This window comes from Curtobacterium sp. MCSS17_008, from assembly GCF_003234185.1.
Classification (GTDB): domain Bacteria; phylum Actinomycetota; class Actinomycetes; order Actinomycetales; family Microbacteriaceae; genus Curtobacterium.
Genome location: NZ_QKSM01000015.1, coordinates 41,203 through 66,784 on the forward strand (window position 1 = coordinate 41,203; position 25,582 = coordinate 66,784).

The 25,582-nt window shown below is 72.2% G+C and carries 25 protein-coding genes; 19 read left to right on the forward strand and 6 right to left on the reverse strand.

The annotated features are described in order from the left end of the window. Positions 1-25 precede the first annotated feature (25 nt). Positions 26-3,751, forward strand: coding sequence for a chromosome segregation SMC family protein (locus DEJ23_RS13205; RefSeq protein ID WP_111240699.1), 3,726 nt, complete (start codon positions 26-28; stop codon positions 3,749-3,751). A gap of 161 nt (positions 3,752-3,912) precedes the next feature. Here DEJ23_RS13205 and DEJ23_RS13210 read toward each other — a convergent pair whose 3' ends face one another. Then, positions 3,913-4,938 carry a TerC family protein gene (locus tag DEJ23_RS13210; RefSeq protein WP_111240700.1) on the reverse strand — a complete coding sequence of 342 codons (1,026 nt, stop codon included), beginning with the start codon at positions 4,936-4,938 and terminating at the stop codon, positions 3,913-3,915. A 213-nt stretch (positions 4,939-5,151) separates the two neighbouring features. Here DEJ23_RS13210 and ftsY point away from each other — a divergent pair, with 213 nt between their 5' ends. From ftsY to DEJ23_RS15510, 3 genes are read left to right on the forward strand one after another with little or no spacing between them, the layout of a single operon-like run. Beyond that, positions 5,152-6,021, forward strand: coding sequence for a signal recognition particle-docking protein FtsY (ftsY, locus tag DEJ23_RS13215; RefSeq protein WP_111240701.1), 870 nt, complete (start codon positions 5,152-5,154; stop codon positions 6,019-6,021). 23 nt (positions 6,022-6,044) lie between these two features. Next, on the forward strand, positions 6,045-7,367 hold the full coding sequence (locus DEJ23_RS13220; protein WP_111240702.1) for a hypothetical protein: 1,323 nt from the start codon (positions 6,045-6,047) through the stop codon (positions 7,365-7,367). A 48-nt stretch (positions 7,368-7,415) separates the two neighbouring features. Beyond that, positions 7,416-7,574, forward strand: a complete 159-nt coding sequence (locus DEJ23_RS15510) for a DUF4175 domain-containing protein (protein ID WP_137767577.1) — start codon at positions 7,416-7,418, stop codon at positions 7,572-7,574. A 101-nt stretch (positions 7,575-7,675) separates the two neighbouring features. Here the strand turns inward: DEJ23_RS15510 and lipA are convergent, their stop codons facing one another. Both lipA and lipB read right to left on the reverse strand, forming a co-directional pair. After that, positions 7,676-8,659 (reverse strand): lipoyl synthase, encoded by a 984-nt coding sequence (lipA, locus tag DEJ23_RS13225; protein ID WP_111240703.1) that lies wholly within the window; start codon positions 8,657-8,659, stop codon positions 7,676-7,678. After that, positions 8,656-9,345 (reverse strand): lipoyl(octanoyl) transferase LipB, encoded by a 690-nt coding sequence (gene lipB, locus DEJ23_RS13230; protein WP_111240728.1) that lies wholly within the window; start codon positions 9,343-9,345, stop codon positions 8,656-8,658. The genes lipA and lipB overlap by 4 nt, the downstream gene beginning before the upstream one ends. 95 nt (positions 9,346-9,440) lie before the next feature. Between lipB and ffh the strand changes: the two genes are divergently transcribed. Beyond that, the gene (ffh, locus tag DEJ23_RS13235) at positions 9,441-10,997 is read left to right on the forward strand and encodes a signal recognition particle protein (RefSeq protein ID WP_111240704.1); all 1,557 of its coding nucleotides are present in this window, start codon (positions 9,441-9,443) and stop codon (positions 10,995-10,997) included. 71 nt (positions 10,998-11,068) lie between these two features. Here the strand turns inward: ffh and DEJ23_RS13240 are convergent, their stop codons facing one another. After that, a complete protein-coding gene (locus DEJ23_RS13240) occupies positions 11,069-12,199 on the reverse strand; it encodes a glutamate--cysteine ligase (RefSeq protein WP_111240705.1) in 1,131 nt (376 codons plus the stop codon). Positions 12,200-12,277: 78 nt separating this feature from the next. On the opposite strand from DEJ23_RS13240, the gene DEJ23_RS13245 reads away from it, so the two are divergent. The 5 genes from DEJ23_RS13245 to trmD all read left to right on the forward strand — a co-directional run bounded on the left by DEJ23_RS13245 (position 12,278) and on the right by trmD (position 16,526). Then, positions 12,278-14,413, forward strand: a complete 2,136-nt coding sequence (locus DEJ23_RS13245) for an FAD-dependent oxidoreductase (RefSeq protein WP_111240729.1) — start codon at positions 12,278-12,280, stop codon at positions 14,411-14,413. Positions 14,414-14,596: 183 nt separating this feature from the next. After that, positions 14,597-15,013, forward strand: a complete 417-nt coding sequence (rpsP, locus tag DEJ23_RS13250) for a 30S ribosomal protein S16 (protein ID WP_111240706.1) — start codon at positions 14,597-14,599, stop codon at positions 15,011-15,013. A 4-nt stretch (positions 15,014-15,017) separates the two neighbouring features. Beyond that, positions 15,018-15,254, forward strand: coding sequence for an RNA-binding protein (locus tag DEJ23_RS13255; RefSeq protein WP_111240707.1), 237 nt, complete (start codon positions 15,018-15,020; stop codon positions 15,252-15,254). 19 nt (positions 15,255-15,273) lie between these two features. Further along, positions 15,274-15,834 carry a ribosome maturation factor RimM gene (gene rimM, locus DEJ23_RS13260; RefSeq protein WP_111240708.1) on the forward strand — a complete coding sequence of 187 codons (561 nt, stop codon included), beginning with the start codon at positions 15,274-15,276 and terminating at the stop codon, positions 15,832-15,834. Between the two features lie 2 nt (positions 15,835-15,836). Next, positions 15,837-16,526 (forward strand): tRNA (guanosine(37)-N1)-methyltransferase TrmD, encoded by a 690-nt coding sequence (trmD, locus tag DEJ23_RS13265; protein ID WP_111240709.1) that lies wholly within the window; start codon positions 15,837-15,839, stop codon positions 16,524-16,526. A 220-nt stretch (positions 16,527-16,746) separates the two neighbouring features. On the opposite strand, the gene map is transcribed toward trmD, so the two are convergent. Next, a complete protein-coding gene (gene map, locus DEJ23_RS13270) occupies positions 16,747-17,538 on the reverse strand; it encodes a type I methionyl aminopeptidase (RefSeq protein ID WP_111240710.1) in 792 nt (263 codons plus the stop codon). A gap of 168 nt (positions 17,539-17,706) precedes the next feature. Between map and rplS the strand changes: the two genes are divergently transcribed. The 9 genes from rplS (at position 17,707) to DEJ23_RS13315 (ending at position 24,741) form a co-directional block, all read left to right on the forward strand. After that, a complete protein-coding gene (gene rplS, locus DEJ23_RS13275; RefSeq protein ID WP_111226325.1) occupies positions 17,707-18,063 on the forward strand; it encodes a 50S ribosomal protein L19 in 357 nt (118 codons plus the stop codon). A 154-nt stretch (positions 18,064-18,217) separates the two neighbouring features. Beyond that, positions 18,218-18,961 carry a signal peptidase I gene (lepB, locus tag DEJ23_RS13280; RefSeq protein ID WP_111240711.1) on the forward strand — a complete coding sequence of 248 codons (744 nt, stop codon included), beginning with the start codon at positions 18,218-18,220 and terminating at the stop codon, positions 18,959-18,961. Further along, positions 18,958-19,671 (forward strand): ribonuclease HII, encoded by a 714-nt coding sequence (locus DEJ23_RS13285; RefSeq protein ID WP_111240712.1) that lies wholly within the window; start codon positions 18,958-18,960, stop codon positions 19,669-19,671. Before lepB ends, DEJ23_RS13285 begins: the two co-directional genes overlap by 4 nt. A gap of 48 nt (positions 19,672-19,719) precedes the next feature. Next, positions 19,720-20,043, forward strand: a complete 324-nt coding sequence (locus DEJ23_RS13290; protein ID WP_058730091.1) for a DUF2469 family protein — start codon at positions 19,720-19,722, stop codon at positions 20,041-20,043. A 107-nt stretch (positions 20,044-20,150) separates the two neighbouring features. Beyond that, positions 20,151-20,504: an Lsr2 family protein gene (locus DEJ23_RS13295; RefSeq protein ID WP_111240713.1), complete on the forward strand. Its 354-nt coding sequence runs from the start codon at positions 20,151-20,153 to the stop codon at positions 20,502-20,504. Between the two features lie 117 nt (positions 20,505-20,621). Further along, on the forward strand, positions 20,622-21,014 hold the full coding sequence (locus DEJ23_RS13300) for a YraN family protein (RefSeq protein WP_258375540.1): 393 nt from the start codon (positions 20,622-20,624) through the stop codon (positions 21,012-21,014). Beyond that, positions 21,011-22,531, forward strand: coding sequence for a YifB family Mg chelatase-like AAA ATPase (locus DEJ23_RS13305; protein ID WP_111240714.1), 1,521 nt, complete (start codon positions 21,011-21,013; stop codon positions 22,529-22,531). Before DEJ23_RS13300 ends, DEJ23_RS13305 begins: the two co-directional genes overlap by 4 nt. Next, positions 22,528-23,766, forward strand: coding sequence for a DNA-processing protein DprA (dprA, locus tag DEJ23_RS13310; protein ID WP_181429265.1), 1,239 nt, complete (start codon positions 22,528-22,530; stop codon positions 23,764-23,766). Before DEJ23_RS13305 ends, dprA begins: the two co-directional genes overlap by 4 nt. Positions 23,767-23,790: 24 nt before the next feature. Beyond that, complete coding sequence (locus DEJ23_RS13315; protein WP_111240716.1) at positions 23,791-24,741, forward strand: tyrosine recombinase XerC; 951 nt, start codon at positions 23,791-23,793, stop codon at positions 24,739-24,741. 75 nt (positions 24,742-24,816) lie between these two features. On the opposite strand, the gene DEJ23_RS13320 is transcribed toward DEJ23_RS13315, so the two are convergent. Then, the gene (locus DEJ23_RS13320) at positions 24,817-25,401 is read right to left on the reverse strand and encodes a murein hydrolase activator EnvC (protein WP_258375541.1); all 585 of its coding nucleotides are present in this window, start codon (positions 25,399-25,401) and stop codon (positions 24,817-24,819) included. Between the last annotated feature and the right edge of the window lie 181 nt (positions 25,402-25,582).

Below are 25,582 nucleotides of genomic sequence, written 5' to 3' on the forward strand. Positions count from 1 at the left end.
CGCAGCAGACCGCCCGGAGACCCGCATGTACTTGAAGAGCCTGACCATCAAGGGGTTCAAGTCCTTCGCGCAGCCGACGACGTTCGCGTTCGAACCCGGGGTCACCTGCATCGTCGGTCCGAACGGCTCCGGCAAGTCGAACGTGGTCGACGCGCTCGCCTGGGTGATGGGGGAGCAGGGGGCGAAGACGCTCCGCGGCGGGAAGATGGAGGACGTCATCTTCGCCGGCACCTCGACGCGCGGACCGCTCGGGCGCGCGCAGGTGCTCCTGACGATCGACAACACCGACGGGCTGCTGCCGATCGAGTACGCCGAGGTGACGATCTCCCGCACGCTGTTCCGGAACGGGGGCAGCGAGTACGCCATCAACGGCGAGAACTGCCGACTCCTCGACGTGCAGGAGCTCCTGAGCGACACCGGGCTCGGCCGCGAGATGCACGTGATCGTCGGGCAGGGGCAGCTCGACAAGGTGCTGCACGCCACCCCGGAGGACCGCCGCGGCTTCATCGAGGAAGCGGCCGGCATCCTGAAGCACCGGCGCCGCAAGGAGAAGACCCTGCGGAAGCTCGAGGGCATGCAGACGAACCTGACGCGACTGTCGGACCTGGCGGGGGAGATCCGGCGGCAACTCAAGCCGCTCGGGCGCCAGGCCGAGGTGGCACGCAAGGCGCAGTCCGTCGCCGCCGTCGCCCGCGACGCCAAGGCCCGCATCCTGGCCGACGACGTGGTCCGCCTGCGCCGGGAGCTCCACGAGCACCAGGAGGTCGAGGCCGGTCGGAAGTCCGAGCGGATCGTCCTGCAGGAGCGCCTCGACCAGACCCGCGCACGGCAGCAGCAGGTCGAGCAGAGCATGGTCGGCGACGACGTCGACCGGGCCCGGACCGTGGTGCACCGGCTCGAGAGCGTGCAGGAACGGCTGCGCGGACTCTCCAGCCTGGCGAACCAGCGCCTCATGTTCCTCGCCCAACAGGCCGAGGCGCCGCAGCAGGGGCCGACCATCACCCCCGAGCGCGTGCAGGGCGTCCGTGCCGAAGCCGAGCGGCTCGAGGCCCGCGCGGCCGAGATGGCCGCCGGGTCCGGCGCCGCCGCCGAGACGGTGCGGCAGGCCCGTGCTGCCCTCGACGCGCTCGACGAACGGATCGCCGCGCAGGCCGCGCTCGTCTCGCAGCACGACCTCGAGGCACAGCGGCTCGGCAGCGCGGTCGACGCCGCCCGCTCCCGGCGCGGGGCCGTCGTGGCCGACCGCGATCGCCGTGCCCGCGCACTGGCCGAGGCCGAGGAACGCGCGTCCGGTGCCGCGGTGGCGCTGAGCGACATCGGTGTCGACCCGGGCGACGGGGTCGACGAGGGCGTCCTCGCGGCCGCGCACGACGCCGCGCGGCAGCAGCTCGAGCTGGCCCAGACCGCCCGCGACGGCCTGCGGGACCGGCTGCACGCCCTCGAGCGCGAGCGGGACGCCCTCGACGCCCGCGTCGCCGCCCTCGGCATGTCCATCGACGTCCGTGACGGCTCGCAGGCGGTGATCGACGCCGACCGGGACGGCGTGCTCGGACGCCTCGCCGACGCACTCACCGTCGAGGCCGGGTACGAGGCGTCGATCGCCGCGGCCCTCGACGGCCTCGCCGACGCGGTCCTCGCGGCGGACCGCGACACGGCCCTCGCCACGGTCGCGCACGCGCGGGAGGCGGACCTCGGCCGGGTGGACGTGGTCGTCGCCGACGCGCTCGTCGACGGTCCGGCGCTGCCCGGGACCCTGTCGGCCGGCGTCCGTCGGGCCCTCGACCTGGTGCAGGGGCCTCCGGCGCTCACCGCGGTGCTCGGTTCGACCCTGGTCGCGGTGGACGACGACGTCGACCTGGAGGCGGTGCTCGCCGCCGCCCCGCAGGCGACGGTCGTGACGCGCTCCGGCGACCTCGTGCGCGCCGTCCGCGTGACGGGTGGCGGCGCTCGCGCCGTCTCCCGCATCGAGCTCGTCGCGGAGCGCGACGACGCGCAGGCCCGGCGGGACGCGGTCGCTGCGGATGCCGCGGACGCAGCCACGGGCCTCCAGGCCGCGCGCGCGGCGGTCGACGACGCACGCCGCGCCGCGGACGAGGCGGACCGGGTGCTGCGCGCGCACACGGCGGCCGTCGCGGAGTACGACCGGTCGAGTGCCGCGGCGCGGGCGAAGGCGGAGAACGCCGCGGCCGAGGTCGAGCGGCTCCGCGCCGCGCTCGGCGAGACGGACGGTGGCGTGGAGGCGGCCCAGGGTGCCCTCGCCGAGGCGGAGGACGCCCTGCGGGTGTTCGGCGAGCGACCGCGACCCGTGGTCGACGCGTCGGAGCGGCCCGCGCTGCAGGAGGCGCTCGAGGCGGCCCGTGCCGCGGAGATCGAGCAGCGCATCCAGGTCGAGACCGTCCGGGAGCGCGCGCGGTCGGAGCGGAGCCGCGCAGCGGGGCTGCAGCGGCAGCTCGAGGCGGAGCGGGCCGCCGCCGAGGAAGCGGCGCGGCTCGCCGTCATCCGGCGGGGGCAGATCGCGGTGGCCGAGGGCGTGCTCGCCGACCTGCCCGGTGTGCTCGGGGCGGTCGACCGCTCGCTCGCCGAGGCACGGGTGCGGCTCGCGACGGAGGAAGCCGAGCGCACGAAGCGCAACACCGAACTGCAGGTGATCCGGAACGAGGAACGCGAGCTCCGCGACCGGTTGCAGACCATCACCGACGGCGTGCACTCGCTCGAGATGGAGATCTACGAGAAGAAGCTGCACGTGTCCGGCGTGCTCGACCGGGCGCAGAGCGAGCTCGGGCTGAACGAGTCCGTGCTCGTGGCGGAGTACGGGCCGAACGTCCCCGTACCGGTCGACGTGCTCGTCGACCCGCGGGTGCTCGCCCGGCGGCACCGCGAGGCCGAGCGGGCGCGGGCGGCGGCCGCTGCGGCACCCGAGGGGGCAGCCGCCGCGGAGACCGACGCCGACGCCGACACCGACGCCGACGTGCCCGAGCTCGTCGACGCGGAGTCCACGCTGCCCGGTGGTCCGGCCCTGCCGGAGTTCGACGCCACCGACGAGGTCGATGCGGCCGACGTCGAGACGGTGCCCTACGTCCGCGCCGAGCAGGAGCAGCGCCTCGCCGCGGCGGAGCGCGACCTCGGCCGGCTCGGGAAGGTCAACCCGCTCGCGCTCGAGGAGTTCCAGGCGCTCGAGCAGCGACACGCGTTCCTCGCCGAGCAGCTCGACGACCTGCAGAAGACCCGGACGGACCTCCTGACGATCATCGAGGAGCTCGACACGAAGATGCAGACGATCTTCGAGTCGGCCTTCCACGACACCCGCGCGGCCTTCGACGTCATCTTCCCGATCCTGTTCCCGGGCGGGACGGGATCGATCACGCTGACGAACCCCGACGACCTGCTCACCACCGGCATCGAGGTGCAGGTCAAGCCCGCGGGCAAGAAGATCGACCGCCTGACGCTGCTGTCCGGCGGGGAGCGGTCCCTCGCGGCGGTGGCGCTCCTCGTCGCGATCTTCACCGCGCGGCCGTCGCCGTTCTACATCATGGACGAGGTCGAGGCGGCGCTCGACGACGCGAACCTCGGGCGGCTGCTCACCGTGTTCGAGCGGCTGCGTGCGTCCTCGCAGCTCATCGTGATCACGCACCAGAAGCGCACGATGGAGATCGCGGACGCGCTCTACGGCGTCTCGATGCGCCAGGACGGCGTCTCCGCCGTCGTGGGCCAGCGCGTGCAGCGGCGGGAGCCCGCCGACGCGGTCGCGTAGCCGGTCGCCCGGGTCTCGCGTTCAGCGACGTTCCTCGCGCTCCCGAGCCCGAGGAACGTCGCGGAGGACGAGTCCCGCCTGCGCGGGGCGCGCGCTGACGCACGGGAGGCGCGGTGCCAGCTGGCACCGCGCCTCCCGTCCGGTCCGTCCGGTGGTCGCGACTACTTCGCGTCCGCCTCCACGGGCTCCTTCGGCTCGCCGGTCGGGGTGAGGCCGCGCTCCTGGCGCTTCTTCGAGACGACGAGCGACGCAGCGGTGGCGACCGCGATCGTCAGCGCGATGAAGCTCAGCGAGAACCAGATCGGGATCTCCGGAGCCCACTCGATGTGCTCACCGCCGTTGATGAACGGCAGCTCGTTGACGTGCATCGCGTGGAAGACGAGCTTCACGCCGATGAAGGCGAGGATGACGGCCAGGCCCTGACCGAGGTAGATGAGGCGCTCCAGCAGCCCCGCGATGAGGAAGTAGAGCTGACGCAGACCCAGGAGCGAGAACGCGTTCGCGGTGAACACGATGAAGGCGTCCTGCGTCAGACCGAAGATCGCGGGGATCGAGTCGAGCGCGAAGAGCACGTCGGTGAGGCCGATCGCGACCATGACGAGCAGCATCGGCGTGAACAGGCGCTTGCCGTCGATGCGGGCGGTGAGCTTGTCGCCGTGGTAGTCGTCGGTCGTCGGGATCACGCGGCGCAGGGCTCGGATGAGCTTCGAGTCGCCCTCGGACTCGTCGTGGCCGCCGCCACGCGCCTGCGACCAGGCGAGCCAGAACAGCAGCGCCCCGAACAGGTAGAACACCCACGAGAAGTTCTCGATGATCGTGACGCCGAGCGCGATGAACACACCGCGGGCGACGAGGGCGATCGCGACGCCGACCAGCAGGACCTTCTGCTGGTACTCCTTCGGCACCGCGAAGCTCGACATGATGATGAGGAAGACGAACAGGTTGTCGACGGACAGCGCCTTCTCGGTCAGCCAGCCGGCGAAGTACTCACCACCGGCCTGTCCACCGCCGAAGACCAGGATGCCGACACCGAACAGGATCGCGAGGCCGACGTAGAACGCCGACCAGAACGCGGACTCCTTGATGTGCGGGACGTGCGGCGTGCGCACGTGCGAGTAGAAGTCGAACACCAGCAGCGCGAGGATGCCCGCGATGGTGATGAGCCAGACGTAGAGGGGGACGTCCACCGGATTCCTTCAGGGTCAGGGGCGCCCGCGGGGTGCGGGTACGCCGAGGCCTGAAGGTCTCCTCCGCCGTGTCGACCGTGATCGGACACGACCGGCGCCCCGGGTCCGGACCGTTCCAGACCGTACTGACGGGTGCGCCGCGCGGGAGTACTCCCCTTCAGGACCCGAGCATACCGGGCGCGCCCCACACCCGCCGCGCCGTAAGCTGGGAGCATGGCGAGTTCCTGGTCACTGTCCACCCGTCTCCGCGGCCTGTTCCAGCGGAAGACCATCGACGAGACCACCTGGGACGACCTCGAGACCGCGTTGATCGGTGCGGATTTCGGCCCCGACATCGCGGACGAGATCATCGAGGACCTGCACGCGCGGGTGGACCGGTACGGCACGACCGACCCCGCCGACCTGCAGCGCATGCTCCGCGAGGTCCTCGAGGAACGGCTGTCGAAGCTCGACACGACGCTCAAGCTCAGCAACCGGCCGGCCGTCGTCCTGGTCGTCGGCGTCAACGGCGTCGGCAAGACCACCACGATCGGCAAGTTCGCCAAGTTCCTCCGGACGTACGACCGCTCGGTGCTCGTCGGGGCGGCCGACACCTTCCGCGCGGCCGCGGTGGAGCAGGTCGCGACGTGGGCACAGCGCGCGGGCGTCGACGTCGTCCGTCCCGCCCAGCCCGGGCAGGACCCGGCGTCGGTGGCGTACCAGACGGTCGAGAAGGCGATGCGCGACGGCACCGAGATCGTCGTCATCGACACCGCCGGCCGGCTCCACACCAAGGCGGGGCTCATGGACGAGCTGTCGAAGATCAAGCGCGTGGTCGAGAAGCAGACCGAGATCGCCGAGGTCCTGCTCGTGCTCGACGCCACCACGGGCCAGAACGGCCTCGCGCAGGCACAGGCGTTCATCGAGGGTGCCGGGGTCACCGGTCTCGTCATCACGAAGCTCGACGGCTCGGCGAAGGCCGGCTTCGTGCTGAGCGTGCAGGAGAAGACCGGCATCCCGATCAAGCTCATCGGACAGGGCGAGGGCATCAACGACCTCACCGGCTTCACCCCGCACGTGTTCGTCCAGAACCTGGTCGGTTGAGCGCCCCCGTCCACGGTGGGCTCGTGGCGAGGGGGCGCCGCGCGGTCGGCGCGGTCGAGCTCGTCGTCATGTGCGTCGTCTCGGTCGCGCTGACGATCGGCAGCCTGCTCCACAAGCTGCAGTGCGCCGGGCCGGGGCTCGGTCTCGCGGACGTCACCCGCCGCGCCTGTCTCGGTGACACCCTGAGCCTCTGGGGCCTCCGGGACCTCGACTCGCACGTGTTCCCCTACGTCGGCGCGCTCCGTGGTGACCCGCCGCTCCCGCCCGGCACCCTCGAGTACCCGACGCTCACCGGGCTCTGGGCATGGCTCAGCGCACTGCCGGTCGGCTCCCTCCCCGGGTTCCTCGTCGTCACGGCGATCACGTTCGTCCCGGTGGTGGTCGTCGTGACCGTGATGCTCGCGAAGATCGCGGGGCGTCGGGCGTGGATCTTCGCCGCGACACCGCCGCTGTTCCTCTACGCCCTCTACAACTGGGACCTCCTCACCGTGCTCTGCACCGTCGCGGCGCTCTTCGCAGCGGTGCGCTGGCCGTCGGGCCGGGCGCCGCTCTGGCGGGCCGTCGTGGTCGGTGCGCTGTTCGGGCTCGGCGGGGCCTTCAAGCTGTACCCGGTCGCGTTCGTGGCCCCCTTCGCGCTCGCGTTCCTGGTCGACGCCGGACTGGCCTGGTCCGACCGCGTCCGTCGTGCAGCGGGGGCGGTCGGGGGCGCGGTCGCCGTGCTCCTCGCGGCCAACCTGCCGTTCGCGCTCGTCGCGCCCGCCTCGTGGTTCTCGGTGATCCGGTTCCAGGGCACACGGGACATCGATGCCAGCACGCTGTCCGTCTGGTTCTGGGGGCTGCAACCCTGGTCCGCGACGACGGACCCCGCTGTCCAACACCGGCTGAACCTCCTCGCGACCGGCGCGACGGCCCTCACCGTCCTGACGGTGCTCGTCGTCGGCCTCGTGCTCGGGGTGCGCCGTGGCCGCATGCCCTGGATCGAGACGAGCGCGGCGCTGCTCTGCGCCTACCTCGTGTCGAACAAGGTGGACTCGCTGCAGTACATCCTGTGGCTCACACCGTTCTTCGTGGTGGTGCGGGTCCGGCTGGGATGGGTCATCGCGTACACGGCCGCGAACCTGCTGCTCTTCGCGGGCTGGTTCCGGTCCGTCTTCCTGCACGCGGTGGGGACCACCGGCCGGACCTACGCCGACGAGGCGCTGTCGATCGGGCTCTGGGGGCAGATCATCCTGCTGCCGATCCTGGCGTTCGTCTTCCTGAAGAGCCGAGCAGTGGACCAGGACGAGCAGGAGCCGGTGCCCGATCAAACCGCTCGTCTGGAAGCAGGCCGAGCAAGTGCTGTGTGAGCGGTGTACCGTACGGGCTCGTACCGCCCGTGAGAGAAGGAGTCCACCATGCCCGCCCTGCTGATCATCGCGATCATCGTCGGCCTCGTCCTGCTCTTCAGCGGCATCTTCGTCGGTGCCCTGAAGTTCCTGCTGTGGGTCGGCATCGTCCTCATCCTGCTGGCCGTCATCGGCTGGCTGCTGCGGAGCATCCGCGGTCGCGCGTAGCGACCGCTGGTCACGCCGAGACGTGACCACGTGACTGACGGGAGGCCCGGTACCAGCTGGTACCGGGCCTCCCGTCCGTCGTCCGGTCGATCCTGCCCCGGTCAGACCGCCTGGCGACCCGGCGTCGCGTCGAGCAGGTGGGACAGGTGCGGGGGCACGGCCCCGCCGCGCGCGACCGTCGCGCGAGCCCACAGTCGACCGGCACGGTACGAGGAACGCACGAGCGGCCCGGCGAGGACGCCCGCGAACCCCATGCGTTCGGCGAGCTCGCGGAGCTCGACGAACTCCTCTGGTCGTACCCAGCGCGCCACGGGCAGGTGTCGGGGTGACGGGCGGAGGTACTGCGTGAGGGTGATGATGTCCGTGCCCGCGTCGCACAGCTGCTGGAGGGCGTCCTCGACCTCCTCGCGCTCCTCGCCCATGCCGAGGATGAGGTTCGACTTCGTGACGAGCCCGGCGTCGCGGCCCTGCGAGATGACGTCGAGCGAGCGCTCGAAGCGGAACGCCGGCCGGATGCGCTTGAAGATCCGGGGCACCGTCTCGACGTTGTGTGCGAACACCTCGGGCCGGGCGTCGAAGACCTGGCCGAGCTGGTCCGGACGGCCGGTGAAGTCCGGCACGAGGATCTCCACCCCGGTGCCGGGCGAGTGCGCGTGGATCGCCCGGATGGTCTCGGCGTAGAGCCAGGCACCACCGTCCTCGAGGTCGTCCCGGGCGACGCCGGTCACCGTCGCGTACCTGAGCCCCATCTCGGCGACCGAGTCCGCGACGCGGCGGGGCTCGTCGCGGTCGAGCGGCTCGGGCTTCCCTGTGTCGATCTGGCAGAAGTCGCACCGCCGGGTGCACTGTGAACCGCCGATCAGGAAGGTGGCCTCGCGGTCCTCCCAGCACTCGAAGATGTTCGGGCAGCCGGCCTCCTGGCAGACGGTGTGCAGCTGCCTGTCGCGGACCAGGCCGGAGAGCTCGCGGAACTCCGGGCCCTGCGTCGCCCGGGTCTTGATCCACGCGGGCTTGACCTCGATCGGGGTCTCGGCGTTCCTGGCCTCGACGCGGAGCATCCGCCGGCCGTCCGGGGCGAGGGTCATGCGGGGATCTCCTGTCGGGTGCTGCTGCTGTGGCTGATGCGGGTGCCGGCGAGCATGCCGTCCACCGCCTGCTGGATCCGGGGGCCGACGACGGCGGCGACCTCGTCGACGGTGACCCGACGACCGGCGGCTCGGCTCAGCGTGGTGACGCCCGCGTCCGCGATGCCGCAGGGCACGATCGCCGCGTAGGCGTCGAGGTCGTTGTCGCAGTTCACCGCGATGCCGTGGCTCGAGACGCCCTCGGCCACGTGCAGGCCGATCGCCCCGACCTTGTCGTGCGTGCCGCCGTCCGGCCGGGGGAGCCAGACGCCGCTCCGGCCCGCGACGCGTTCTGCGTCGAGGCCGACGGCCGCGGCCGCGTCGAGGACGACCTGCTCGAGGTCGCGCACCCACGCCACGACGTCCAGCGGCTCCGCCAGCCGGACGATCGGGTACGCCACGAGCTGACCCGGTCCGTGCCATGTGATGCGCCCACCGCGGTCGACCTCGACCACGGGGGAGCCGTCGGTGGGCAGGTCGGTCGGCTCGGTGCGGCGCCCGGCGGTGTAGACGGACGGGTGCTCGCAGAGGACCACGGCGCCGGGGGACCGACCCGTGACCACGTCGGCGTGGTACGCCCGCTGGACGGCGAGGCCCTCCTCGTAGTCGAGGAGGCCGGGCCAGCGGATGATCTCGAGTTCCGGCACGTCGAGCACGCTACCCCCGTTCCTGGACGCAGTCCAACAACCTGTCCACAGCCCGTCGGGGGCGGTCGGAGGTGGCCCTGTAGAATCGTCGGACCATGGCACAATTCGGCTCACTCTCCGATCGGCTGACCGAGACCTTCCGCAACCTGCGGAGCAAGGGTCGTCTGTCCCCGTCCGACGTCGACGGCACCGTCCGCGAGATCCGCCGGGCACTGCTCGACGCGGACGTCGCGCTCGAGGTCGTCAAGGCGTTCACCGCCTCCGTGCGGGAGCGCGCGCTCTCGGACGAGGTCAACAAGGCGCTCAACCCCGCGCAGCAGGTCGTCCAGATCGTCAACGAGGAGCTCGTCGGCATCCTCGGCGGGCAGCAGCGTCGGCTCGAGTTCGCGAAGCGGCCGCCGACGGTCATCATGCTCGCGGGGCTCCAGGGTGCCGGCAAGACGACGCTCGCGGGCAAGCTCGGCAAGTGGCTCAAGAAGGACGGCCACACCCCGATGCTCGTCGCGGCGGACCTCCAGCGTCCGAACGCCGTGCAGCAGCTCCAGGTCGTGGGTGAACAGGCCGGCGTGCACGTCTTCGCGCCGGAGCCCGGCAACGGCGTCGGCGATCCGGTCAAGGTCGCGAAGAACGCGATCAAGGCCGCCGTCGACCAGCAGTACGACACGGTCATCGTCGACACCGCGGGCCGACTCGGCGTCGACGCCGAGCTCATGAAGCAGGCCGCGAACATCCGCAAGGCGGTCGACCCGGACGAGGTCCTGTTCGTCATCGACGCGATGATCGGTCAGGACGCGGTCGCGACGGCCCGCGCCTTCCAGGAGGGCGTCGACTTCACCGGTGTCGTCCTGTCGAAGCTCGACGGTGACGCCCGCGGTGGCGCGGCCCTGTCGGTCGCCAGCGTGACCGGCCGGCCGATCATGTTCGCGTCCACGGGCGAGGGCCTCGACGACTTCGAGCCGTTCCACCCGGACCGGATGGCGAGCCGCATCCTCGACCTCGGCGACATCCTGTCGCTCATCGAGCAGGCGCAGCAGGCGTTCGACGAGGACGAGGCGCGCAAGGTCGCCGAGAAGATCGCGACCGACTCGTTCACGCTCAACGACTTCCTCGCGCAGATGCAGCAGCTGCGGAAGGCCGGTTCGATCAAGGGCATGCTCGGCATGCTCCCGGGCGCGAAGGGCATGCGTGAGGCGCTCGACAACTTCGACGAGAGCGAGATCGTCCGCACCGAGGCGATCATCCAGTCGATGACGAAGCAGGAGCGCGAGCTCCCGAAGCTCCTCAACGGCTCGCGTCGCCTCCGCATCGCGAAGGGCTCCGGCACCACGGTGACCGAGGTCAACGCGCTCGTGAACCGGTTCGAGCAGGCGGCGAAGATGATGAAGACCGTCGCCCGTGGCGGCGTGCCGCAGATGCCGGGCATGGGCCCGATCCCGGGCATGCACGGCGGCAAGAAGAAGCAGCAGCAGGGCGGCGCGAAGAAGAAGAAGGTCGGGAACCCGGCCAAGCGCGCGGCGCTCGCGTCGGGTGCCGCGGCGCAGCCGCAGCAGCAGGCACCGAGCGGGTCGGGCTTCGGCTTCGGCGGTGGCAAGGGCGGCAAGGCCCCCACCGAGGAGGAGCTGGCCAGCCTGCAGAAGTTCCTGGGTCGCTAGGACCGACAGGCTGGGTGACGGGAGGCCCGTGGCGGACCCGCCACGGGCCTCCCGTCCGTCGTCCGGTGTGCCTAGAGCGACTCGCGCAGCTCGGTGACCAGGTGGCGGACCACCGCGCGGAGGTCACCGCCGTTCTCCTGCGCCACGCGTAGCTGCCGCTGGTACGACGCGCCCTCCGCGATCATCGTGTCGAGGTGGTGCAGTTGCTGCTGGCACCCGAGGCGCTCGGCGATCGGGTCCAGGCGCTCCACCAGGTCGTGCACCTCGTCGGTGACCAGGCGCTCGTCGCCGGCGGCGTTCGTGATGATCTCGGCCTCCATGCCGTAGCGGGCAGCGCGCCACTTGTTCTCACGGATGAACCACGGCTGCATCGACGGCAGGGTCTCCCCGCGGTCGAGCCGGTCCGACAGGGCGGTGACCAGGCACTGGACGAAGGCGGTGACCGCACCGACCTCGTGCAGCGTCGAGATGCCGTCGGAGACGCGGTTCTCGAGCGTGCCCCAGCCCGGCGAGGGGCGGATGTCCCACCGCAGGTCCTTGACCCCCTCGATGACACCGGTCTTCGTCAGGTCGTCGACGACCGTCTCGAAGTCGCCCCAGCCGGCGACGGCGGGCGGGATGCCGCCGGTGGGGAGCTGCTGGAACATGAGGGCACGGTTGGACGCGTAGCCGGTGTCGGTGCCGCCCCAGAACGGGCTCGACGCGGTGAAGGCCTGCAGGTGCGGCACGTACGCGAGCATGGCGTTCATGATCGGCACCGCCTTGTCACGGTGGTCGATCCCGACGTGCACGTGCACACCCCAGATGAGCATCTGGCGCCCCCACCAGCGCGTGCGGTCGATGAGCGTGTTGTAGTGCTCGCTGTCCGGCGTGATCTCCTGCTGGTCCCAGACCGCGAACGGGTGGGTGCCGGAGCACATGACCTGCGCGTCGAGCGGCTCGGCGGCGTCGACGACCTCACCGATGATGCCCGCGAGCTCGCTCGTCGCGCCGCCGACGGTGTCGTGCACGCCCGTGACCACCTCGACCGTGTTCGTCAGGAGTTCCTCGGTGACCCGGTCGGGATCGCCGAGGCGTTCCTGCACGGCGGCGATCACGGCGGGGGCACGGGGCGCGAGGTCGCCGGTGCCGCGGTCGACCAGCGGGAGCTCCCACTCGACGCCGAGGGTCGACGGGCGGGACTCGGTGAAGCGGATGTCCATGGGGCCATCCTGCCCGTCGGGTTGGAGGGTCGGCACAAGGAGTTCGGTCGCGGTGCGGCCGTCGGGCAGAGTGGTGCCATGAGCAGCGTCGCTTCCGTGCCCGTGGTCCCCGAGTCCGTCCGGACCGTCGCGTCCCCGTGGACCCTCGGACCGCTCCACCTGCGGAACCGGGTCGTGATGGGTTCGATGCACACCGGGCTCGAGGTCCTCGACGACGGCGGCGCGGCGATGGCGGCGTTCTACCGCGAGCGCGCAGCCGGGGGTGTCGGGTGCATCGTCACCGGCGGGATCGCCGTCAGCGACGAGGCCCGCGGCGGTCCGGACTTCGCGGTGTTCGGCGCGGGGGGAGCCGACGAGCGCTTCCGCGTCGCCGTCGACGCCGTGCACGAGGAGGGCGCGGCCGTCCTCGCGCAGCTCTTCCACGCCGGCCGGTACGCGCTCGTGCAGGGCGTGCTCGACCGGCACGGGCGCCCACAGCGGGCCGTGGCGCCGTCGTCCCTGCCCTGGGCGGCTGCGCGCGGGGTCGTCCCCGCGGAACTGACGGGTGCCGAGGTGGAGCGGACCATCGAGGACTTCGCGGCTGCGGCCCGGTCAGCGCGGGACATCGGCTTCGACGGCGTCGAGATCATGGCGTCCGAGGGGTACCTCGTCAACCAGTTCCAGTCGCCGCTCACGAACCTGCGCGACGACGAGTGGGGCGGCGACGCCGTGCGCCGTCGCCGGTTCGCGATCGAGGTCGTGCGGGCCGTGCGGTCGGCGGTGCCGGACCTCGCGGTGACGATCCGGCTCTCCGGCACCGACCTCATGCCGCGCTCGACCACCGACGACGAGGTCGACGCGCTCGTGCAGGGCCTGTTGCCGCTGGGGCTCGACGGCATCTCGGTCGGCATCGGCTGGCACGAGTCGCGGACCCCGACCGTGCAGGCCGCGGTGCCGCACGGCGCGTGGCTCGCGTACGCGGAGCGCGTCGCACGGGTGGTGCGGGCGTCCGATCACCCGGAGGTGCGGGTCATCGCCTCGAACCGGATGACGGACCTGCGGGACGGCGAGGCGGTGCTCGGGGACGGCCTCGTCGACGCGGTGGCCCTGGCCCGACCGTTCCTGGCCGACCCGGAGATCGTGCAGCGCTCGTTCGCGGGTCGGTTCGAGGTCGTGAACACCTGCATCGGCTGCAACCAGGCGTGCCTCGACCGCTCGATCGTCGGGCAGCCGGTGTCGTGCCTCGTGAACCCCCGTGCCGCCCGTGAACTCGCCTTCCCCGCGCGCCCGACGACGGAGCCGAAGCGGGTCGACGTCGTCGGCGGCGGGCCGGCCGGGCTCGCCGCCGCCGTGGACGCCGCTCGACGCGGGCACACCGTGACGCTCTGGGAGGCCGCCCCGACGCTCGGGGGGCAGTTCGCCCTGGCCGCCGAGATCCCGGGCAAGGAGGACTACGCGGCCACCGTCCGGGCAGCGCGTGCCGAGCTCGACGAGCGCGGGGCGACGGTCCACCTCGGACGGGCCGCGACCGCCGCCGACCTGCTCGACAGCGACGCGGTGGTGCTCGCCCCGGGCGTCGTACCGCGTCCGATCGACGTCCCGGGCGCCGAGCTGCCGCACGTGGTGTCGTACGAGGCCGCCCTGCGCGACGGTGTGCCACCGGGCACGGTCGCGGTGATCGGCGGTGGCGGGATCGGGGTCGACACGGCGGCGTTCCTGGTCGAGTCGCCCGACGAGGTCGTCCGGGCCGCGGCGTTCGCCGCCCGGTGGGACGTCGACGTCGCCGACGAGGTCATCGGCGACGTGCCGCAGCGCCTGCCGGCCGCCGAGCGCGTGCTCCGACCCGGGTCCGAGGTCACCGTGCTCCGACGGACGGGCAAGTTCGGCCAGGGCGTCGGCATCACCTCGCGCTGGGTGGCGCTCGGTCGGCTGCGCGACGCCGGCGTGCGGATGCTGGGCGGCGTGCAGGAGTACCTGCGGATCGAGCCGGGCGCGCTCTGGATCCGCGACGAGGACGGCGCCGAACGTGCAGTGCCGGCGGACCACGTCGTGGTGTGCGCCGGGCAGGAGCGGGCTCCCGGGGCGGACGGGACGGCGGGCGACGGGCTCGTGCCGGGCCTCCGGGCAGTCGGCGTGCCGTTCGCCGTCGTGGGCGGTGCGCGCGACGCCCGGAGCGTCGACGCGGTCCGCGCGACGAGCGAGGCACTCGAGGCGGTGCGGCGACTCGCGCCGTGAGGTGTCGACCCCGCCGGCGCGTCCTGACTCGCTTCTCGGGCGGAAACCTGCAAGAATGAACGGTCGAATCGCGTCCGCTCGACCCTCTATCCAGCGGATCGCGAATCTCTCAGAGCTTCCACCGCGCGTGCCCCCACGCCCGCGGTTCCGGTTCAACCACAACAACACGCAACAGGAGCAATTGTGGCTGTCAAGATCCGTCTCAAGCGTCTCGGTAAGATCCGTGCGCCGTACTACCGTGTCGTCGTCGCCGACTCGCGCACCAAGCGCGACGGTCGCGTGATCGAGGAGATCGGCAAGTACCACCCCACCGAGGAGCCCTCGGTCATCGAGATCAACTCGGACCGTGCGCAGTACTGGCTCGGCGTCGGCGCGCAGCCGACCGAGCAGGTCGCGGCGCTCCTCAAGCTGACCGGCGACTGGGGCAAGTTCAAGGGCGAGGGCAACACCGAGTCCGCCGTCAAGGTCGCCGAGCCGAAGGAAGCCTTCGTCGCCGACTCGGCCAAGAAGCCGGTCCTCAAGCCGAAGTCGGAGAAGAAGGCCCCCGAGGCCCCCGCCGCCGACGAGTCGGCCGACGCCGCTGAGACGACCGAGGCCTGATTCCTTGCTCGAATCCGCGCTGACGCACCTCGTCAAGGGGATCGTCGATCACCCGGACGACGTGCGCGTCGCCAGTTCCACCTCCGCGCGGGGCGAGGTCCTCGAGGTGCGTGTGCACCCCGAGGACCTCGGCCGCGTGATCGGTCGCGCCGGACGGACCGCAAAGGCGCTCCGCACCCTCGTCTCGGCTCTCGCCGACGGCGGGCGGGTGCGGGTCGACGTGGTCGACACCGATTCCTAGGGAGACGACCCAGCTCCGGGTGGGTCGCATCACGAAGGCGCACGGGCTCAAGGGCGGCATCAAGCTCGAGCTCTACACCGACGACCCGGATCGTCGGTTCACGCCAGGAGCGGAGTTCACGCTCCAGGTCCCCGCGGACTCCCCGTGGTCGGGCAGGTCGATCACGCTGGACGAGCTCCGCTGGTACAACGGCCACCCGGTCGCCTTCTTCGAGGGCGTCGCGGACCGCACCGCCGCTGAGACACTCGCGCGGGCGATCCTCTGGGTCGAGCAGGACGCCGACGCCGAGACCGGCGAGGACGAAGCCTGGTACGACCACCAGCTGGTCGGACTCCGCGTGCTCCGCGACGGCGTCGAGGTCGGCACCGTCGCACGCGTCGACCACCTGCCGGCGCAGGACCTGCTCGCCATCGACACCCCCTCGCGCGGCGAGGTCCTGGTGCCGTTCGTCTCGGCGATCGTGCCGACGGTCGACATCGCCGCCGGGACCGTCACGGTGACGCCGCCCACGGGCCTGTTCGAGGAGCCCGAGGACACCTCGCGCCCCGAGACGGTCACGCCGACCGACCCCGAGGGCTGATCGTGCGCATCGACATCGTCACGATCTTCCCGGAGTTCTTCTCCGTCCTCGACGTCTCGCTGCTCGGCAAGGCCCGGCAGGAGAAGCTCCTGGACGTGCACGTGCACGATCTGCGGAACTGGACGACCGACCGGCACCGCACCGTCGACGACACCCCGTACGGCGGCGGCGCGGGCATGGTCATGAAGCCCGAACCGTGGGCACAGGCGCTGTCGTCGATCCTCCGCGAGGACGGATCGTCGACACTCGTCGTGCCCACCCCGGCCGGAACGCCGTTCCGACAGCCGATCGCCCGGTCGCTCGCCGACCACGAGCACCTCGTCTTCGCCTGCGGGCGGTACGAGGGGATCGACGCCCGTGTGTTCGAGTGGGCCGCGTCCCGCTGCTCGGTGGTCGAGCTCTCGCTCGGCGACTACGTCCTGAACGGCGGAGAGGTCGCGGCGATGGCGATGATCGAGGCGGTCGGCCGCCTGGTCCCCGGCGTCGTCGGCAACCCCGAGTCCCTCGTCGAGGAGTCCCACGAGGACGGCCTGCTCGAGTACCCCTCGTACACGAAGCCCGCGGTCTGGCGGGACCTCGAGGTGCCGGACGTGCTGCTCAGCGGGCACCACGCCCGGGTCGCGGCCTGGCGGCACGAGCAGCAGGTGGAGCGGACGCGGCGCGTCCGACCCGACCTGCTGCCCGACGCGTAGCGCCGGTTCGCTGGGCGCCGCGGCTCGTCTGACCCCCGGCCCGCGACCGACCCCCGGTGGCCCCGGTGGGTGCCGGGCGGTTCGGGTCGGACGACGTGCCGTCAGTGCGCGTTCCGGTCGCACGACGTGCCGTCCGTGCGCGTTCCGGTCGCACGACGTGCCGTCCACGCGGAACGTGAGCGGCAGGTCGCGCGACCAGGACGTGCGCCCCTCCCGCCCGTCAGACGGTCGCGCCGGTGCGCTGGGCGCGACGCAGGGTGAGGACCTCGGGACCGGCCTCGGTGACGGCGACGGTGTGCTCGACGTGCGCGGCACGCGAGCCGTCGACGCTCTTCAACGTCCAGCCGTCCTCGTCCTGCACGAGTTCGTCGGTGCCCTGCATGAGCCAGGGCTCGATCGCGACGACGAGTCCGGGGCGCAGCTTCAGCCCGCGCCCGGGGCGGCCGTCGTTCGGCACGTGCGGGTCGCCGTGCATGGTCCGGCCGACCCCGTGGCCACCGAACTGCGTGTTCACGGTGTAACCGGCGTCCTTGGCGACCCGACCGATGGCGTACGAGACGTCGCCCAGCTTGTTGCCGGGACGGAACTGCTCGATCCCTGCCGCGAGCGCTCGCTCGACGGTCTCGACGAGCCGCTGGTCCTCCTCCCGGACGGTGCCCACCTGCACGGTGATCGCTGAGTCGGCGACCCACCCGTCGACGCTCGCGGCGAAGTCGAGGCTGACCAGGTCGCCGTCGACCAGGACGCGGTCGTGGGGCAGACCGTGCAGTGCGGCGTCGTTGACCGAGGTGCAGAGGTTCCTGCCGAACGGCGAGTTGCCGAACGACGGGTGGTAGTCGACGTAGCAGCTGACCGCGCCGCGCTCGGCGATCATCCGGGCGGCCACGCGGTCGAGGTCGAGCAGGTTCACGCCCACGTCGACGGTCTCGAGCAGTTCGTCGAGGACGTCGGCGACGAACCGGCCGGCGGCGCGCAGGCCCTCCAGCTCGGCGGGGGTGCGGAGTTCGATCATGCGTCCATCCTGCACCGGTTGGCAGCGGCTCCCCTTCTGTGGCAGGATTGATCGCTGTGCCCTGGCTGGACTCTGCCATGGGGGAGTCGCCGATTCCGGGCACGAACACCTTCTTTCCAGCTACCGATCCGCGGCGACCCGTGCGCGTCCGCAGAGAGTGAACCGAACATGAGCCAGCTCCTCGACCACGTCGACGCAGCGTCGCTGCGTACCGACGTCCCCGACTTCCGTCCCGGCGACACCATCAAGGTGCACGTCAACATCATCGAGGGCACGCGCTCGCGTATCCAGGTCTTCCAGGGCGTCGTCATCGCGCGTCAGGGCCACGGCCTCGGCGAGACCTTCAAGGTGCGCAAGGTGAGCTTCCAGGTCGGCGTCGAGCGCTGGTTCCCGGTGCACTCGCCGATCATCGACCACATCGAGGTCGTCACCCGCGGTGACGTCCGTCGCGCGAAGCTGTACTACCTGCGCGAGCTGCGGGGCAAGGCCGCCCGCCGCAAGATCAAGGAGAAGCGCGACGCCTGATCGCCTTCACAGTGAGCGCCCGCGAGCCGGGTGCCGCTGGACGCCCCTCGCCGATGTACGGTTGTGCATCGACGGGGGGCTTTCCCGTTGTGCGCGCTCCGAGGGAGCGCAGGGTCTCCGCGCTCGTCGAGTGCGGACGTGAGCGAGAGCGGAAATGACGGACACGACGCACGGATCGGGGCGCCGCCCGCGGACGGAGAAGCAGGGGAACGGCGTCCTGACGTTCCTGCGGGACCTCGTCATCATCTTCCTCGCCGCACTGCTCGTGTCGTTCCTCGTGAAGACGTTCCTGATCCGGTCGTTCTACATCCCGTCGGCGTCCATGGAGAACACGCTGCAGATCAACGATCGGGTGATCGTGAACGAACTCGTGCCGGACGTCGTGTCGCTGAAGCGCGGCGACGTCGTCGTGTTCAAGGACCCGGGCGGGTGGCTGACCGGCGCGGACGTGCCGAACGTCGCGCCCACGACGCAGCCGGCGAAGGCGATCGACTGGCTCCTCACCCAGGTCGGGCTGGGCACCGGTGACAGCGACGACCACCTCATCAAGCGCGTCATCGGGCTGCCGGGCGACGAGGTGTCGTGCTGCAACGACCTCGGGCAGATGTCCGTCAACGGGGTGCCGATCACGGAGCCGTACACGCTCCTGCCCGACGGAGCACCGGCGTCGGCCGATCCGTTCTCGGTGACCGTGCCCGCGGGGTCCATCTGGGTGATGGGCGACAATCGGAACGACTCGAAGGACTCCCGGTACAACCGCGACACCCCGTCGAAGGGCTTCGTCCCGCTGTCGGACGTGACCGGGCGGGCGTTCGTCATCTCCTGGCCGACGAGCCGGTGGACCTGGCTCGACGACCACCCCGAGGTCTTCGCGGGCGTGGAGGAGCGGGACGAGTGAGCGCCGTCCGGCCCTCCCTGCGCGTCGAGAAGAAGCTGCTCTCCGCCGGACGGGTGACCGTGATCGGCATGGACGAGGTCGGCCGTGGTGCGATCGCCGGCCCGGTCGCCGTCGGTGTCGCAGCCGTGACGGTGGACGTCGGGCGGGTGCCGCAGGGCCTCGCCGACTCGAAGCTGCTGTCCGCTGCACGGCGCACCGAGCTCGTGCCGGTGGTCCGCCGCTGGGCGCGCACCGCCGTGGGGATGGCGACCGCGCAGGTCGTCGACGAGCAGGGGATCGTGCCGGCGCTCGGACAGGCGGGCGCTGCGGCCCTCGGGGCGCTGGTGCAGGACGGGCTGTCGCTCGACGGCGCGGTGGTCGTGCTGGACGGGTCGTTCGACTGGTTGTCCCGGGCGGTCCCCGGCGAGCTGACGCGTGCGCTCGGTCCGCTCGACGTCGTGGTCCGGGTCAAGGCCGACCGTGACTGTGCCTCGGTCGCAGCGGCGTCCGTCGTCGCGAAGGTCGAGCGGGACGCCCTGATGGTCGCGGCGCACGACGACGCCCCGCACTACGCCTGGGCATCGAACAAGGGCTACGGATCCGCGGCGCACTACGACGGCATCCGGGCTGTCGGTGCCCACACGCTGCACCGGAAGAGCTGGCTCCACCAGGCGTCGAGCGTCGCCCTCGACGGGTTCGACGCACTCGAAGGGCTCCCCGCCGCCGGCTGACCACGCTGTCGTCCACCGCTCGCCGACTCGCCGTAGACTGTGCGGGCGATGGATGACGACGAATTCGACGACTACGACCGCGAGGTCGAACTTGCCCTGTACCGCGAGTACCGCGACGTCGTGTCGCAGTTCCGGTACGTGGTCGAGACCGAGCGGCGGTTCTACCTGGCCAACGAGGTCGACCTCGTCCGCCGGGACACCGAGCACGACTTCTACTTCGAATTGACGATGAACGACGTCTGGGTCTGGGACGTGTACCGATCCGACCGTTTCGTGAAGTCCGTCCGCGTCCTCACGTTCAAGGACGTGAACGTCGAAGAACTGACCAGCCGGGAACTCGAACTCCCGAAGGAACTCGCACTCGACGAGTGATCGTCGTCTTCTTGTCGGAATGACGACCCGGACCCTTTCCGGTGACATTCCTGCAATTGTGACGATACGGTGGTGGAGATCCTTTCCCCACGACCCAGGAGCACGACATGGCACAGAAGGTCACCGTCCAGCTCGTCGACGACCTCGACGACTCGCCCATCGCAGCCGGCGAAGGCCGCACCGTCGAATTCGCATTCGACGGTTCGAACTACGAGATCGACCTCTCCGACGAGAACGTGGACAAGTTCCGCGAAGCCATCTCCGACTACGTCGCGGCCGCCCGCAAGGTGTCCGGTCGTCGGTCCGGCGGCAGCGGTTCCGCGCCCAAGTCGGCTCCCAAGCGCGGCAACTCCGAGGAACTCGCGAAGATCCGTGAATGGGCGAAGGAGAACGGCTACGAGGTCTCCAGCCGCGGCCGTATCTCCACGCAGGTGCAGGAAGCCTACGCAGCGGCGCACTGACGCTGACGTCCCACGACCCCGGGTGATCACGCATCACCCGGGGTCTCGTCATTCCTGCACAGCATTTCCATCGCTCGTGCTCTTCCACAATCTCGTCGTCGAGCAGTCGCGTGACCGGTGGTCTCCCTCATCGTCGTCGGCGGAGGCAACGACATGGAACGACGACGAACGCTCGGCAGGTACGGCGAGGACCAGGCAGTGGCTTGGCTCACCGATCGCGGGTACCGATTGGTGGAACGCAACTGGCGGTGTGCGCGCGGAGAAGTCGACGTCGTCGCGTGGCACGGGCCGACGCTCGTCTTCATCGAGGTGAAGACGCGGGCCGGGACATCGACCGGTCACCCGTTCGAGGCGATCACGCCGGCGAAGACCGCTCGGCTGCGACAGCTCGTCCCGATGTGGTTCGCAGCCCACCCGGGCACGCACGCGCCGGCGGTCCGGCTCGACGCCGTCGCGGTGCACGTCGACGGGGACCGGGTCGGCGTCGAGCACGTCGCGGGGATCCTGTGACCGGGATCGGCCGGTCTGCGGCGGTCGCGCTCCTCGGCGTGACCGGCAGCCGGATCGAGGTCGAGGCGCACCTGACGAGCCAGTTGCCCGCGTTCAGCATCATCGGGCTGCCGGACACGTCGCTGGGGGAGGCCCGCGAGCGCGTGCGGGCGGCAGCCGCCAACGCCGGTGCACCGCTGCCCGCGCGGCGGATCACGGTGAACCTCACTCCGGCGGCGATCCCGAAGCGGGGGTCCGCGTTCGACCTCGCGATCGCCATGGCGGTGCTCGCCGGGGCCGGTGTCGCCCCGCGCGTGAGCGAACGCGTCGTCTACGTCGGAGAACTCGGGCTCGACGGGCGGCTCCGGCCGGTGCCCGGTGTCGTCCCGATGCTGCTCGCCGCCCGTGACGCGGGCGTCGACCGGGTCGTCCTGCCGACGGGCAACGCTGCCGAAGCGCGGTTCGTGCGGGGGGTCGAGGTCCAGCCGGTCGACTCGCTCCGGGCCGCCGCCATCGACGCGGGGGCGCTGCTGCCGCCGGTGGAGGTCGAGCCGGTGCTCGCCGCGCCGGTCCTGCCCGAGCGGTCACCGGTGGCCGAGCTCGCCGACGTCGTCGGGAACCCCGTCGGTGTCCGGGCGATCATCGCGGCGGCTGCGGGCGGACACCACGCGCTGCTCGTGGGCCCGCCGGGAGCGGGCAAGACGATGCTCGCGGAGCGCCTGCCGGGGCTGCTGCCCGACCTCGACGACGAGGCCGCGCTCGAGGTCGCCGCGGTACGGTCGGTCGCGGGGCACGGCGCCGCCTCCTGGACGACGCGGCCGCCGTGGGAGGCGCCGCACCACTCGGCGTCCGCCGTCTCCCTCATCGGGGGTGGCTCCGGCACGGTGCGGCCCGGCGCGGTGTCGCGGGCGACACGGGGCGTGCTCTTCCTCGACGAGGCACCGGAGTTCCCGCGCGCGGTCCTCGACGCGCTCCGGCAGCCGCTCGAGTCCGGTCGGATCACGGTCCACCGTGCCGCCGGAGCCGCCCAGTTCCCGGCGCGCTGCCAGGTCGTGCTGGCCGCGAACCCGTGTCCGTGCGGGAACGCCGGTTCGTCGCGGCAGCCGTGCGAGTGCCCACCGGCCACCGTTCGGCGGTACCTCGGTCGGATGTCCGGGCCGCTGCTCGACCGGATGGACGTCCGGGTGCGGGTGCCGCGTGTGACGACCGGTCTCATCCGCGGCGAGGACGGCTCGACCCCCACGACGGAACAGGGTCGCGCGACGGTCGAGGCAGCTCGGACCGCGATGCGTGCCCGGCTGGAGGGCACCGGGTGGACCCGGAACGCCGAGGTGTCGGGAGCGTGGCTCCGCGGTCCGGGGCGGGCCGTGCCGGGCGCGACCGCGCTCCTCGACCACGCGCTCGACCTCGGCACGCTGACCATGCGTGGGTGGGACCGCACCATGCGGCTGGCGTGGACCCTGGCCGACCTGCGGGGCGCGGACCGCCCGGACGACCGGCACGTCCGCGACGCCCTGGCCCTCCGGAGCGCGATGTGAACGGCGCTGCCGACCTGCTCGGCGTCGTCCGCGCCCTGCTCGGACCGGGCGGGAGCAGTGCCGTGGACCCGGTCGAGGCCTCCGCGCGCGTGGCGTGGTCGGCGGTGGTCGAGCCGGGTGATGCCGTGGCGGGCGCGCTCGTGCAGGGGCTGGGTGCGGAACGCTCGTTCGCCCTGGTCCGTGCGGCCTGCGACGACGGCCCCGGAACGCTGCTCGAGTCCTGCGCCGACGCGCGGGTACCGGGCTCCGAAGCCCCGTCGGTGTTCGCGAGCGCCGTCGACGATGCGCTCCGACGGTGGTCGCCGCGACTGGGTCGCACCGACGTGCTGACCGTCACCGAGGCGGCACGGGCGGTCGGTGCACGGCTGCTCGTCCCCGGGACCGCCGGGTGGCCGGCGGGGGTGGACGACCTCGGGCTCCACGCGCCGGTCGTCCTGTGGACCCGATCGGGCGGGCGCACCGCGGGACCCGCCCTCGCCGTGGTCGGGTCGCGTGCGAACACCATCGCGGGAGCCGAGGCCGCGGCCGAGATCACCTCCGTGGCTGCGGACGCCGGGTGCAGCGTCGTGAGCGGGGGTGCCTACGGCATCGACGCGACGGCGCACCGGGTCGCGGTCGCTGCCGGAGCGCCGACGATCGCGGTGCTCGCGGGCGGGATCGACCAGTTGTACCCGGCCGGGAACGTCGAGCTGCTCCGGAACGTCGCGCGGCAGGGCGGTCTGCTCGCCGAGTCGCCGCCGGGCACCCGGCCGACACGGTGGCGGTTCCTCGCGCGGAACCGGCTCATCGCCGCGCTCGGCGCAGCGACGGTCGTCGTCGAGGCAGGAGCGCGCTCGGGTGCGCTCAACACGGCGCACCACGCCGGCCAGCTCGGTCGGCCGGTGTTCGCGGTGCCGGGGGCGTTCTCGTCCTCGGCGTCGGTCGGGTGCCACCGGTTGGTGGCGGAGGGGCGGGCGCAGATCGTCGTCCGCCCGCGGGACCCGGTCGATGCGGTCGTCGGAGGTGGGGGAGCCCGAGGCGTCGGTCCCGTGCCCGACACCAGCGAGCCGCTGCGGTCGGGGCGCGAGGACCCCGGGGTGCTGCGCGTGCTCGACGCGCTCGGGAGGAGGCCGCTCGGGGAGCAAGACCTCGCGGTCCGCTCGGGGATGTCGCTCGCAGAGGTGGCGGACGCGCTCGCGTTGGCCCAGCTGCAGGGCCTCGTGGTGCAGACCGTCGGCGGGTGGGCCCGCGCGTGATGCGCACGCGCCTACGCTGGATCCGTGGGAGAGCGCACTGACGGACGTCTCGTGGTGGCGGTGGAGTCGTTCCTCGAGCACGTCCGCCACGCCCGAGGGCTGGGTGAGCAGACCGTGCGCGCGTACGCGAACGACCTCGACCAGCTCGTCCGGTTCGCCGCGGACCGGAGCGTGACCGACGTGCGCGACCTCGGACTCGAGTTGCTCCGGGACTGGCTGTGGGAGGCCGACCAGCGCGGGCTCGCCCGCTCCACGATCGCCCGGCGGTCGTCCTCCGTGCGGGCCTTCACCCGCTGGGCGAGCGAGACCGGCGTGCTCGAGACCGATCCCGGGGCGCGGCTCCGAGCGCCGAAGGGCGCGGCGCACCTGCCGCGCGTGGTGTCGTCGGACCAGGTGCGCACCGTGCTCGACCAGCTCACCGCGCAGGCGGACACCGACGACCCGGGCGCGCTCCGGGACCTCGCGGTCGTCGAGCTGCTCTACGCCGCCGCCATCCGGGTGAGCGAACTGGTCGGGATCGACGTCGTCGACCTCGATCGCTCCCGGCTGACCGTCCGCGTGCTCGGCAAGGGCGGGAAGGAGCGCGTGGTTCCCTTCGGGGTGCCGGCGCGCGACGCGCTCGAGGCCTGGCTCGACCGAGGCCGTCCCGTCCTCGTCGCTCGTGCTCAGGAGCAGGGACGCGCGGAACACCTCGGGGCGCCCGCGCTGTTCTTGGGGGACCGCGGGGGCAGGCTCGGTGTACGGAGCGTGTACCGCACCGTCGCCCGGGCGCTCGAGGGCCTGCCGGGCGCGGGGCCGAGCGGCCCCCACACGTTCCGGCACACGGCGGCGACACACCTGCTCGACGGGGGAGCGGACCTGCGTGCCGTGCAGGAACTCCTGGGGCACGCGAGTCTCGGGACGACGCAGATCTACACGCACGTGTCCTCGGCCCGCCTCCGCGAGGTGTACCGGACAGCACACCCGCGCGCCTGAACCGACCGCCTCGCCCCGACCCGCCCCGACGCGGCACGTGTGCCGGGCCTGGTCCCGGCACCCACACGCCTGGTCTCACCCCGGCCAGGCCGACTCCGGGAGCAGGACGGGCCAGTCGGCCGCGGGCAGGTACGGCAGCGGGTCGACGTAGCGCCCGTCGACCCGTGCGCCGAGGTGCAGGCACGGTGCCGATGCCGGGCAGTGGCCCACGGCGACCGTCCCGACCGGGTCGCCCCGCGCCACCAGCGAGCCCGCGGCGACCGACGGCGTGACCGAGTCGACGGTGCTCACCAGGCCGCCGCCGTGGTCGATCGACACGACAGTCCGCCCACCGACCTGGCCCGCGAAGGACACCGTCCCGTCGGCCACCGCCACCACCGTCGTGCCGACCGCCGCAGCCACGTCGATGCCGCGGTGCCCGGCCGCGTAGTCGTCGGCCGGACGTTCCCAGCCGCGGACCACCTCGCGCCCACCGGTCGGCCACCGCCAGCGTGGGGAGCGCCCGTCGTCCGTCCTGATCGCCCGCGGTGCCCCGACACGAGGTGGAGCGGGCGTGCGCTCGTCGGCCGGCCCGGACGGGCAGCCCGGCACGAGCCCGACCGAGAGCAGTGCCCACACGACGAGCAGGGTCGGTGTGGAGCGGTGCGGTGGAGTCGTCACGGCACGAGCGTCGCCGACGGGAGCCGGCCCGCGTGCGACGGGCCGACCGGTCCGTGGACGGTGCGCCGGACCCTGAGCCCTGTGCAGGAGACCCGTGACGGACACCAGCCGGAGCCGACCCCCACGACGCCGCCGGCGCGGGCCCCGCGCGCCGGCGGCGTCGTGGGGGTCGGCTCCGGCT